Source organism: Ktedonosporobacter rubrisoli, assembly GCF_004208415.1.
In the GTDB taxonomy this organism is placed as follows: Bacteria; Chloroflexota; Ktedonobacteria; order Ktedonobacterales; family Ktedonobacteraceae; genus Ktedonosporobacter; species Ktedonosporobacter rubrisoli.
Genome location: NZ_CP035758.1, coordinates 8,500,308 through 8,512,996, shown reverse-complemented (window position 1 = coordinate 8,512,996; position 12,689 = coordinate 8,500,308). Strand labels below are relative to the sequence as shown.

At 54.4% G+C, this 12,689-nt stretch carries 6 protein-coding genes and 2 rRNA genes; all 8 read right to left on the bottom strand.

Annotated features, from left to right (window positions below; all coding sequences use genetic code 11):
- Positions 1-42: 42 nt before the first annotated feature.
- The 8 genes from EPA93_RS36960 to fdhD all read right to left on the bottom strand — a co-directional run bounded on the left by EPA93_RS36960 (position 43) and on the right by fdhD (position 12,671).
- Complete coding sequence (locus EPA93_RS36960; RefSeq protein WP_129892330.1) at positions 43-1,044, bottom strand: MBL fold metallo-hydrolase; 1,002 nt, start codon at positions 1,042-1,044, stop codon at positions 43-45.
- A 121-nt stretch (positions 1,045-1,165) separates the two neighbouring features.
- The gene (locus EPA93_RS36955) at positions 1,166-2,023 is read right to left on the bottom strand and encodes an amidohydrolase family protein (protein WP_129892329.1); all 858 of its coding nucleotides are present in this window, start codon (positions 2,021-2,023) and stop codon (positions 1,166-1,168) included.
- 437 nt (positions 2,024-2,460) lie between these two features.
- Positions 2,461-5,434, bottom strand: a 23S ribosomal RNA gene (locus EPA93_RS36950).
- Between the two features lie 230 nt (positions 5,435-5,664).
- Positions 5,665-7,156, bottom strand: a 16S ribosomal RNA gene (locus EPA93_RS36945).
- The 16S and 23S rRNA genes sit together here, the layout of an rRNA operon.
- A 600-nt stretch (positions 7,157-7,756) precedes the next feature.
- The gene (locus EPA93_RS36940) at positions 7,757-8,950 is read right to left on the bottom strand and encodes a hypothetical protein (protein ID WP_129892328.1); all 1,194 of its coding nucleotides are present in this window, start codon (positions 8,948-8,950) and stop codon (positions 7,757-7,759) included.
- Positions 8,951-9,090: 140 nt separating this feature from the next.
- Positions 9,091-10,332, bottom strand: a complete 1,242-nt coding sequence (locus tag EPA93_RS36935) for a hypothetical protein (RefSeq protein ID WP_129892327.1) — start codon at positions 10,330-10,332, stop codon at positions 9,091-9,093.
- 2 nt (positions 10,333-10,334) lie between these two features.
- A complete protein-coding gene (mnmE, locus tag EPA93_RS36930) occupies positions 10,335-11,765 on the bottom strand; it encodes a tRNA uridine-5-carboxymethylaminomethyl(34) synthesis GTPase MnmE (protein WP_129892326.1) in 1,431 nt (476 codons plus the stop codon).
- Between the two features lie 42 nt (positions 11,766-11,807).
- Positions 11,808-12,671 carry a formate dehydrogenase accessory sulfurtransferase FdhD gene (gene fdhD / locus EPA93_RS36925; RefSeq protein WP_207229295.1) on the bottom strand — a complete coding sequence of 288 codons (864 nt, stop codon included), beginning with the start codon at positions 12,669-12,671 and terminating at the stop codon, positions 11,808-11,810.
- Positions 12,672-12,689 lie beyond the last annotated feature (18 nt).

Sequence of the window (12,689 nt, the reverse complement as noted above, 5' to 3'; positions counted from 1 at the left end):
ATAACCAGGCACGTGCCAGCGCGGCTGTGCGAAATACCATGCTCAATCCCATAAAGAGGGCGTATACCACAACTGGGCTGAGTCCCATATATCGCCCATACCAGGAGGCAAAGCCGCCAGATGAACCCGCTCAATATCGGCTCCCGTGGCACGCAATTGCGCGCTGACACTCTTGAGGGCAAGCGCCGGGGTATTATTTGTGCGACTCAAATGAGATAGCCACAGCCAGCGCACAACATCCGAGCGCCAGGTGCGCAATATGGCATCGGCGGCCTGCTCATTGGAGAGATGCCCTTTAGCACTTAATATGCGCTGTTTGAGGTAATAGGGATAGGGGCCACGCAAGAGCCGCTCGCGGTCATGATTGGCCTCTACAATGAGCAAATCTGCTTGTTGCATCGCTGCAAGCATCTTTGGAGTAACTTCGCCGCTATCGGTCACAATACATACGTTACAGCCGCCTACAGCCGCAAGTAGATAGCCACAGGGAGCAATCGCATCATGTGAAATAGGAAAAGAGGTAACTTCGATATCTCCAAAGAGGCGATGAGAGCCAACAGGCAAGGGCAGCCAGTTGGTGAATGGATTTTCTGGCTGACTTGATGCAGGCTCTTGCGCCGCTGGCCCTGGAGCTTCTGACACCTCTAAACTCTCAAGTGCGCTAGCTTCTGGCTGCTCTGGCACTGAGCTAAGGCTACGCGTGGCGCGGGCCGCCCGTCGCATAGGTACCAGCGTTCCCGAGTCTGTACGCCAGATACCCGAAATGACGCTTTCTTCAATCGCTTTGTAGGTGCGAGCGTCAGTAATGATGGGAACAGCATAGTGTTTGGCGAGCATAGGCAGAGCAAGCACGTGATCCCTGTGCTCATGGGTCACGAGGACACCTTGTAGTTGAGATGGATAGACGCCAAGTCTGCGCAGGCGTTCCATAATCATGCGGGCGCTTAAGCCGGCGTCAACCAGGAGCTTTGTACGCCCCTGTGGACCTGCCTCAACCAGCAGTGCATTGCCGCTGCTACCACTTCCCAACGAAACTACACGCATGTCAAATTATCCTATCAAACCTGGTATAAATCAGCTGTCATATTTAAGTCCCTGGTATATCGGACCCTGCGAGCCAGTCGTTTGAGCGCTCTTGCGTGCATCTTCTTTCTCTCGCTCTGTCCTAAGATACTGCGGTGGGATAGGGCATAAGTAATCTCTGAGCATTTTTGCCAAGAATCAACTCAAGCGCTTGCTCGTCAAGACCAGCTTGCTGAATATGCTTGATGATGCGGCGCTGGCGCAGTAGAGCATAATCACTGGCGAAAAGAATACGATCAGCCCCTACTAATCTACTGACTACCGGAAAGATCGTATCACGGTAGAGATAGATAGTCGCAGCAGTATCATACCACACATTAGCCGTAATGCGCTGGATCTCTGGCATCAGAGAATAAAAAGGCAGGCCGCCACCCCAGTGGGCGGCGATAAAGCGAATATCGGGGAAGGCAGTCAGAAAAGCGACGATATCCTGTACTGAGACGTCACCCTTGCCTGGATAAAGATGGCCGACAGGCTCGCTACAATGGGAAAGTACAAGCAAGCGGTAGTACCTGACGATCTCCATAAAGGGTTCAAGAAGCTGAATATCGCTGAGGCGGTAGCCCTGCCCATGCGGCATAAGCTCTCCCAGGCCAACCATCCCAGCCTGTGCGCAGCGCTCCAGCTCCTTTAAGGCCCGCGCCCCGGCCAGGGGCTGAAGCACAGCCATGCCATAAATACGGCCAGGATAGCGCTGCATGGCTTCAATTACGTAGCTGTTGCTCTCCTCTATCAGGCCGGGATCGGTCCAGCCAAAGGAAAACGTTACAGAGGCGTCTACCCCTGCCGTGTTCATTTCGGCAATAAGATCTTCCGCGCTGGCCATATGCGCACGTGGATTGCTATAGAGGGCATTAAACCAGGGATCGCGCGCACAATAGCGTTCTCGCTGCGCACAAATATGAGGGGGAAAAATATGTGTGTGAAAGTCAATAAGCATATGGGCTACCCCGCATTATCAATTTCTGCTAAGCTTAGCATACAAGCTTTCTTGATCTAGCCTTATTCTATAGCAAATTCGTCGCCGGGTACATATGCGAAGATAAATGCGTTTGCTTGTCAGGGGCTCTATTGTCGCGAGATTATTTGTGCCGACATTGGTTCAGCTATTGTTTGAGGGGATAGTAATCTTCATTTTACGGCCAGTCTGGTCTGGCATCGAGCTTGAAGCGCTTTTTTTTAGCCTGGAACGCGACAGAGAAGCACCGCGCCAGTTATCAGACAACAAGAGGCAACAAAAAAGGCTCGCCTCTTGCAGCGAACCTTCGCGGTGAGCCTGGGCTCACCCTCTCGAACTACCAACGATGTATTCCTCAATTTTGCCGAGCGCCTCCTCAGCCTCAAAGAGCCCTGATCGAGCCCCTCCACAAGGGAGACTACACAAGCCGTACGATCATTAGGGCTGTTCAGCTGCGCCTGTTACCAGGCGTGCACCCACAGTCTATCTACCAGGTCGTCTTCCTGGGATCTTAACTCTCTCGAAAGAGAGTGGGAGAACTTGTCTTGCGGTCGGCTTCGCGCTTAGATGCTTTCAGCGCTTATCCCTTCTTGACGTAGCTACCCAGCTCTGGCCCGGGCAGGCCAACTGGCGCACCAGCGGTCAAGCCATCTCGGTCCTCTCGTACTGAAGATGACTCCCCTCAATTCTCCTACGCCCACGACGGATAGAGACCGAACTGTCTCGCGACGTTCTGAACCCAGCTCGCGTGCCGCTTTCATGGGCGAACAGCCCAACCCTTGGGACCTACTCCAGCCCCAGGATGCGACGAGCCGACATCGAGGTGCCAAACCTTGCCGTCGATGTGAACTCTTGGGCAAGATAAGCCTGTTATCCCCGGGGTAGCTTTTATCCGTTGAGCCACATTCCTTCCACTCGGGAATGTGGGATCACTAAGCCCGACTTTCGTCCCTGCTCGGCGCGTCTGCCTCGCAGTCAAGCTCCCTTCTGCCTTTACACTCTTACGGGTGATGTCCATCCACCCTGAGGGAACCTTTGGGCGCCTCCGTTACTCTTTGGGAGGCGACCGCCCCAGTCAAACTACCCATCTGGCCCTGTCTGCCTGCCAGCTCATGGCCAGGCATGAGATACAACACACCAGGAGAGTGGTATTTCACTTGTGCCTCCCTCACCCCCACAAGGATGAGTTCTCCGGCTCCCACCTATCCTACGCACCTACCGCACCGTATCCAGGCCAAACTGTAGTAAAGCTCCACGGGGTCTTTTTGTCCTGTCGTGGGTAACCCGTATCTTCACGGGTACTTCAATTTCGCCGAGTCCTCTGTTGAGACAGTGCCCAACTCGTTACTCCTTTCGTGCGGGTCGGAACTTACCCGACAAGGAATTTCGCTACCTTAGGACCGTTATAGTTACGGCCGCCGTTCACCGGGGCTTAGATTCGCGGCTACGCTCACCGCTCCTCGTAACCTTCCGGCACTGGGCAGGAGTCAGCCCCTATACTTCCGCTTTCGCGTTCGCAGAGACCTGTGTTTTTGGTAAACAGTCGGTTGGGCCAATTTCTTGCAACCTCTTCACCCCCCGAAGGGAAGTTACCAAGGCACCCCTTCTTCCAAAGGTACGGGGTCAATTTGCCGAGTTCCTTAACAGAGGGTCGCTCGTTCACCTTGGGGGATTTCCCCCTGCCTACCTGTGTCGGTTTGCGGTACGGGCGGAGTTGGCTCTGGCGAGAGGCTTTTCTTGGCAGCCTGGGGGCCGATGACTTCCGCGCTCTTGCGAGCGCTCGGTCCAGTCGTCATGCTGGTGAAGCTGGGATTTGCCTCAGCTTCGCACTTCGTGCTGGACGCCTCTCCTGTCCATTCGAGAGGTTCACCTTCCCTACTGCGTCCCCCCATTGCTCGTAGCGAGCAACTCCGGTGCAGGAATCTCCACCTGCTTTCCATCGCCTACGACGTGATGTCCTCGGCTTAGGGCCCGACTCACCCTGGGACGATTGACGGTGCCCAGGAACCCTCAGGCGTTCGGTGTCGCTGGTTGTCACAGCGATGACGCTACTCATTCCGGCATTCTCACTTGTGTGTCCTCCACCAGTCCTTGCGATCTGGCTTCTCTGGGCCACACAACGCTCCCCTACCATAGTTCTCTACAGAACTATTCACAGCTTCGGTCTACTGCTTGAGCCTCGATACGTTGTCGGTGCCACTCCACTCGACCAGTGAGCTATTACGCACTCTTTCAATGATGGCTGCTTCTAAGCCAACATCCTGGCTGTTTGGGCGGGATGACCCCCTTTAACACTGAGCAGTAAGTTTGAGACCTTAGCTGGTGATCTGGGCTGTTTCCCTTTTGACGACGAAGCTTAGCCCCCGCCGTCTCACTCACGTGGCTTCCTGTCCTGGCATTCGCAGTTTGAGTGGGGTTGGTAACCAGCACTTGGCCCCTAGCCCATCCAGTGCTCTACCTCCAGGATAGTTATGGTCCCTTGCGGGACTCCCACGTGGCTGTACCTCAATACATTTCGGGGAGAACCAGCTATCTCCGTGTTCGTTTGGCATTTCACCCCTACCCACAAGTCATCCCCCAGTTTTGCAACACTGGTGGGTGCGAGCCTCGACGAAGTTTCACCTTCGCTTCACTCTGCTCATGGGTAGCTCACACGGTTTCGGGTCGCATCGCCGCCACACCTACGCCTGCTTCAGACTCGGTTGCCCTCTGGCTCCCCTCCTTTAGCGGAGGTTAACCTGCGACGACGATGCACTCGCCGGATCATTCTACAAAAGGCACGCCATCAGCCCTTGGTTCCCCACGGGAACAGTGGCCTCTGGCTGCTGGTGAGTACGTGGTTTCAGGGTCTCTTTCATCCCCCTCTCGGGGTGCTTTTCACCTTTCCCTCACGGTACTTGTTCGCTATCGGTTGCTAAAGGTATTGAGCCTTGGAGGGTGGTCCCCCAGCTTCCCACAAGATTGCACGTGTCTCGTGGTACTCAGGATCCCAGCCAGTGTTCCTCCCCTGCCTCTACGGGACTCTCACCCGCTCTGGTGGAACGTTCCAGTTCCTTCGAGTCAGCTTGGTTCACCTTACGCCGGTCCTACAACCCCGGTGGCACCGAAGTGTCACTGGTTTGGGCTCCTCCCGGTTCGCTCGCCACTACTACGGGAATCTCGGTTGATTTCTTTTCGTCAAGCTACTGAGATGTTTCAGTTCGCCTGCTGCCCTCCGCCCTGCCTATGTGTTCAGCAGGGGGTATCCAGACATCACTCTGGATGGGTTGCCCCATTCGGATACTCAGGGCTCTTCGCTTGTGTGCAGCTCCCCCTGAACGTTTCGCCGGTCTCCGCGTCCTTCATCGGCCTTTAGCACCAAGGCATCCACCTCGTACTCTGTCGAGCTTGTTGTTGCCTCGTTGTTTTGGTTCTCGATCAATTGTGCTCTTCGTGGCTGAGTTTGGTCACTCAGCAAAATTGAAGAATACATCTTTGGTTGTTCAAGTGCATGGATCGGGTTGCCCCAACCCCTGGAGAGTGGAAACCAGCCAGCCTGTGCATGATACCTCGGCACGCTGCGCTGCCGTTCCTGTACCGACCTGGAAGTTTCTTGTCCCAAAGGACAAGAGGTGACTCCCTAGAAAGGAGGTGATCCAGCCGCACCTTCCGGTACGGCTACCTTGTTACGACTTCACCCCAATCACCGACCCCACCCTCGACGCTTGCCCCCCTTGCGGGTTAGCCCAGCGGCTTCAGGTGTTGCCGACTTTCGTGGTGTGACGGGCGGTGTGTACAAGACCCGGGAACGTATTCACCGTGGTGTGCTGACCCACGGTTACTAGCAACTCCAACTTCATGCAGGCGGGTTGCAGCCTACAATCTGAACTGAGACCACGTTTGTTGGGATTAGCTCCCCCTCGCGGGTTGGCGACCCTTTGTCGTGGCCATTGTAGCGTGTGTGTCGCCCAGGACGTAAGGGCCGTGCTGACTTGACGTCATCCCCGCCTTCCTCCACGTTGATCGCGGCAGTCTCGCCGGACACTTGTAACCGACGATAGGGGTTGCGCTCGTTGCGGGACTTAACCCAACATCTCACGACACGAGCTGACGACAGCCATGCAGCACCTGTGGAGCCGCCCCGAAGGGACACCCATCTCTGGGTGGTGCAACTCCATGTCAAGCCCTGGTAAGGTTCTTCGCGTTGCATCGAATTAAACCACACGCTCCGCTGCTTGTGCGGGTCCCCGTCAATTCCTTTGAGTTTTAATCTTGCGACCGTACTCCCCAGGCGGACCACTTAAAGCGTTAGCGCCGGCACGGAAGGGGTCGATACCTCCCACACCTGGTGGTCATCGTTTACGGCTAGGACTACCGGGGTATCTAATCCCGTTCGCTCCCCTAGCTTTCGCACCTGAGCGTCAGTGACTCCCCAGGACAGTGCCTACGCCTTTGGTGTTCCTCCGGATATCTACGCATTTCACCACTACACCCGGAATTCCCTGTCCCTCTGAAGCCCTCAAGTGAGCCAGTTTTCGAAGCACTTCCTCAGTTAAGCCGAGGACTGTCACTCCAAACTTGGTTCACCGCCTGCGTGCGCTTTACGCCCAGTAACTCCGGACAACGCTTGCTCCCTACGTATTACCGCGGCTGCTGGCACGTAGTTAGCCGGAGCTGATTCCTGAGGTACCGTCCTTGCTCGTCCCTCAGAAAAGCAGTTTACAACCCGAAGGCCGTCTTCCTGCACGCGGCGTTGCTCCGTCAGTCTTGCGACCATTGCGGAAAATTCCTCACTGCTGCCCCCCGTAGGAGTCTGGGCCGTTCTCAATCCCAGTGTGGCTGATCGTCCTCTCAGACCAGCTACCGATCGTCGCCTTGGTAGGCTTTTACCCCACCAACCAGCTAATCGGCCGCAGGCTCATCTCCCGGCGCCTCTTGCGAAGCTTTGTTTCCCCGCGAAGGGAAACGTATGCGGTATTGTCACCGGTTTCCCGGTGGTATTCCTCACCCGGAGGTAGATAACCCACGTGTTCCTCACCCGTCCGCCACTCCCTCTGTTGCCAGAAGGCGTTCGACTTGCATGTGTTAGGCACGCCGCCAGCGTTTATCCTGAGCCAGGATCAAACTCGCCATCCAATAGTTTATGGTTCACATGATCTTGACAAGACCATGAGAAAAAGCGTGTTCTTCTGAGCTCATTCGCTCGTAAAGTTACATACTCAAATTGCTTGACAGGAACTGGCATCATTTGCAGCTTGTGCACGATACATCATTTGCCAGTTGCTGTTCTGCTTTCCACTCTTCAGTTGTTAAGGTTACCCGAGAAGCAATTTGCTTGCTTCTTTCTGTTAGCCACTTAGAGACGAATATAGAAACCAGTGGCCTTTTCCTTACGGAAAGTCACGAAGCCTCTGGGTTCTGCTTTCTTCAATTGGGAAACCTGCGAGAGGTTTGTCCGACTGAGCTTTTCACCCGTCTGTATCGGCGACATCGGTATTATGCCACAGGCCCCTGGTATTGTCAATAGGTTTTTAAGAGATTTTTATGATTTCGTAAAAATTCGTTGTGAGCCGGCCTGCTTCTTTCTCTCACACGGCTCTACGGGCGGTTTTAAGTGGATAACAAAGAAAACGCACTCATTTAACAGAGGGCATACATGGGGATCTCTCAAGCCAGATGAGAGGCAAGAGAAGAGCACAGGAGACCGTGGCCTTAAGCGCTCTTCTCTTGAGAGATCTAGCTGGTAAGAACGGTGAGGTAGTTTTCGGGCAGCGTACAATGAGCATAGAGCTTAGCTAGCAGTTGCTCTTGATCGGTTACTTTCACTTTTCCATTAGAGCAAGTCATGTTTAGCGTGCGCGCACCCATGCTCAGGTCCTGGCGTATTGGCTTGTCATTACCATCGGCCTCAACAATGCCAATGGGCCAGTGATAGCCCTGATCATCAAAGTCTTTGCCGCTAAAGTAGAAGAAGGGTATCTTATACTTCATGGCAGTCTGCACATCTGTGATCAGAGTGAGGATGTGCGAGACAGCAATCTGGGCATTATTGTTTACGTCAAGGCCGCAGCCCTTAAAGCAGCCCGTGCCTTCTACCACCCATAGATGCTTGCCCAGATCTCCACTATTTAAATCCACATGGAATTGCTGCGCCCAGAAGCTAAAGAGGGCTTGCAGGCTATTAACGCTGGCATCGGGATAGCCATTATGCCAGCTATCGATAAGTCCCAGAGTTTGCTTACGCCAGTCCCAGTTTCCCCCTGGTCGCACGCTTGTATTCATCGCCGTCTGCATTTGATTGAGGTATTGTACCTGATCAAGCAGGGGCTGATGATCGATGCCGCCCACGTGGGGATCTAGCGAGCCCAGCAGGACGGGGATGTCCTCACGCACGTTATGCACCGCATGCTCACAGAGATCATAGAACTTGGCAAAGTTCTCAGGTGGTATGTATAAAAAGGTGAGGTTGGGATCAACCTTCATCTCCTCATTGCCGCATTGCACCGCATCAGCCCGTCCCTGAGCTGCATCCTGTAGGGGAGCGGTATCATAGAGGCTGGCATCGTTTTTGCCCTGACACACGGTCAGCAGCACGCGTGCGCCCTGCCTGTGGTAATCCTCGATCGTATCTTTGAGCACCTGGCCCTTTAAATCGCCCCAGCCGCAGCTTGGGTAGCCCAGGCGCACCCAGGAAATCCCTTTATAAGATATATCTGGACTCCCCTCAATCCCCAGTACCTTATCAGGACTTTGTACGGGCAGCTTAGTAATTTGTGGCGTTGGTGTAAGCGTGGGCTTAGGAGTCGCCACGGCACCGGCAGTATCAGTCTGCGGTGGAGTCCGAATAACTGTGTTATAAGCGAGCGCGGCCAGCACAATACAACCAATTATGACCACAATTAGAATAATTACCGAAGGCCTTTTCAGCATATTCAGCACATCTCTCCCTATCCTACTAGCAATAACTTTTTCACATCCCTGTTTTATTAGGGAAAAAAGGCACACAATAGTCTATTGGAGAGCCCCAGAGCATCTCTACATTCATCGTCAGGTTTCAAATGGTTTAGCAATCAGTACAGGCTACCTATATATTGGCCTGGTAATGAGCATCCTGCATACATTCTGGCCAATAAGTCCTCTTGACTGGTTACCTTCACGGTGCCAGAAGAGCAAGACATGGCTAACGAGCGCGCGCCCATTCCCAGATCCTGACGTATTGGCTTGGGATGCCCGTTAGCATCCAGCACGCCAATGGGCCAGTAGATCCCTTGATCCATAAAGTCTTTGCCGCTAAAGTAAAAGAAAGGAATGCTGTAGCGCATCGCGGTCTGCACGTCAGTAATCAAGGCCAGAATGTGCGAAACGGCTACCTGATAGTTATTGTAGGGATCAATACCGCAGCCCTTAAAACAGCCGGTGCCCTCGACTACCCACAGATGCTTGCCCAGCGCGCCACTATTGAGATCTACCCCAAACTGTTGCGCCCAGAAGTTAAACAAGCCCAACAGGCTATTGACGCTGGCATCGGGATAGCCATTATGCCAGCTATCGATGAGCCCCAGGGTCTGGGAGTGCCAATCCCACTTGCCCCCTGGATGCACGCTTGTATTCATGGCATACTGCATTTGATTGAGGTAATAGACCTGATTTAAGAGAGGTTGGTAATCAACGCCGCCCACGTGGGGATCAAGCGAACCCAGCAGGACGGGAATATCCGCGCGCACGGCGTGCACTGCATGCTCGCAGAGATCATAGAACTTGGCAAAGTTCTCAGGCGGTATGTACAAAAAGGCCACCGCAGCATCGCTCTTCATCTCCTCATTGCCGCATTGCACCGCATCGGCCTCGCCCTGGGCCGCATCCTGTAGGGGAGCGGTATCATAGAGGCTGGCATCGTTTTTGCCCTGACACACGGTCAGCAGCACGCGTACATTCTGCTTGTGATAGTCTTCCACAGTTTTCTTGAGGACGTCCCCCTTTAAATCGCCCCAGCCGCAACTCGGATAGCCCAGGCGCACCCAGGGAATACCCGGAAAAGCTGTTTGTGGATCGCCCTGTATACCCAGAATCTGGCCGGGATTCTTCACGGCAGGAAGCGTGGGAACAGGAGTTGGCGTAGGCGATGGCGTAGGAGTTGGGGGAAGCGTAGGACTTGGCCTGACGGTCGGTTTGGCCATGCGGACCGTGGGAGATTGCAGTTCACGCCCCCAGGGAGTTGCTACGAAGAAGAAGACTCCCAACAGGACGCAAACTGCAAGCAAGGCCGCTATGATAGTAATTACTTTTCTCTTAGAGGCCCCTTGTGGATTCATATTTACTTTCCAATACAAAACTCGCTGAAGATTCTGTCGAGCAGATCTTCGCTGGCAGTCTCTCCAGTCACTTCACCAAGCGCCTCATAGGCGGCGCGTAGATCTATCGAGACAAAATCCAATGGTAGCGCTTGCTCCAATGAGTCAAATGCTGCCCGCAAATGCTCAGTCGCGCGGCGCAACGCCTCCTGATGGCGCGCACTGGTTATCAGGACACTATCGCTTTGCACTATTTTACCGGCCTGAACCAAATCGGCGATGGTTGCTTCAAGCTCCAATAGCCCTTGACCCGTTAAGGTTGAGGTTTTGAGCACGGCAGCACCGGGCCACATACGCTGCAATTCGTCAATTTCCAGCCTTTGTGGACAATCTGCCTTATTCATTACAAGAACGACTGGCCTTTTATGCTTAGAGGATAGATTTTCTGACCCTGCCTGACCGCCAAAGCCCATCACTTGCAGTTCATCAGAGACGCGCTGATCCATCTCGGTCAGCGTCTCCGCGCCATCAAAGACAAACAGCACAACGTCAGCACTTTCAGCGGCGGCCCGGCTGCGCTGTACGCCAATCTGCTCGACAGGATCGGCAGTCGGGGTAATGCCAGCCGTATCGATCAAATGCAAGGGAATGCCGCGCAGATTGGCCACCTCTTCGACGGTATCGCGCGTGGTACCGGCAATCGGCGTGACTATAGCGCGCTCGGAGCGTAACAGAGCATTCAGCAGGCTGGATTTGCCCACATTGGGACGCCCGATAATCGCTGTGCGTAAGCCCTGGCGATAGAGCCTGCCTTGCTGAGCGCCCGCCAATAAGCTCTCTATCTGCTGCAAAGCCTCGGTGATGAGAGGACGCAGTTCATCGGGCTGAGGAATCGGCACTTCCTCTTCGGGGAAATCAATACTTGCTTCGATGCGCGCAATCACGCCCAGCACAGCATGGCGGGCTTCCTGCACCTGGGTTGAGAGCTTGCCTTGTAGCTGCTGCATGGCCAGGCGCAATCCGGCCTCGGTTTGTGAGCCGATGAGATCCATCACAGCCTCGGCCTGAGCCAGGTCGAGCCGCCCATTGAGAAAGGCGCGCAAAGTAAACTCACCAGGATTAGCCATCCGCACGCCCTGGGCCAGGACAACGCGCAAAATGCGTTGAAGGACCAGCGGCCCGCCATGCCCCTGAATCTCGACGACATCCTCACGCGTATAGGTATGAGGCGCACGCATAAACGCGACAAGCACTTCGTCAAGAACTTCCTGGGTCGTCGGATCGACTATATGTCCATAGGTAAGTTGGTGTGAAGGGGGCACATCAGAATGGCCGCCGGGACGCCGCAGAAGCGGGAGGGCCATTTCAAAGGCGTCAGTCCCGCTTATCCGCACCATACCTATTCCTCCCACACCTGGAGGAGTGGCAATTGCGGCAATTGTATCATTTTGCATAAGGCGAAGTATAGCTTTTTTGTCTATAAAAGAAAAGTCATATCAAGGAACAATACGTTCGGGATGCGTATAAACATTCATCGAACGATCACGTAAGAAACCGATAAGCGTAATACCGCTCTTCTCAGCCAGCTCAACGGCCAGGCTGGAAGGAGCTGAGATAGCCACGATACAGGGGATACGAGCCAGCAAGGCTTTCTGGATAATCTCGAAGGAAGTGCGCCCACTTACCATCAAGATACGCTCACGATAGGGATAGAGACCGTGCAATAAAGCATGACCAACCAGCTTATCGACGGCATTATGCCGTCCCACATCCTCGCGCAAGAGCTGTAGTTCACCGATCTGCGTAAAGATGCCGGCCGCATGTAAGCCACCGGTATGGCTAAATACCGTCTGCCGAGCGCGTAGCTGTGCCGCCAGGTCGTAGAAGACAGCTTCGCGGACACGGAATGTATCGGGCTCCAGGGCTGGCGTCGTGTACAGCAAATCGGCAATACTATTTTTGCCACATAGCCCACAACTGGCCGAAACTGCAAAATGGCGCTCAAAAGTGGCCTGATGCGTCTGCAAAGCCTGCTGCTGTTGCTGGTTGCGCAAAATCACCTTAAGCACATTGGGCAAAGGCAGGCCATCAGCATCTAGGGCATCCTCGATGCGCAACACATCCTCGGCGCTTTGAATCAGGCCCTCGGAAAAGAGAAAGCCCAGCGCCAACTCGCGATCGTTGCCAGGCGTGCGCATAATCACGGCCAGGCTCTGCTCGCCGATCCGTATTTCAAACGGTTCTTCAACCGTTAACTGTTCTTCGCGCGGCTGCCGTACGCCATCCTGCCAGCGAACCACTCCAACCTGCATCACCCGCTCTGGATCGAGGGCCGAGCGCCAAAAACCGGAAAGCGTCATAACGAGGTCCCTTCCAGC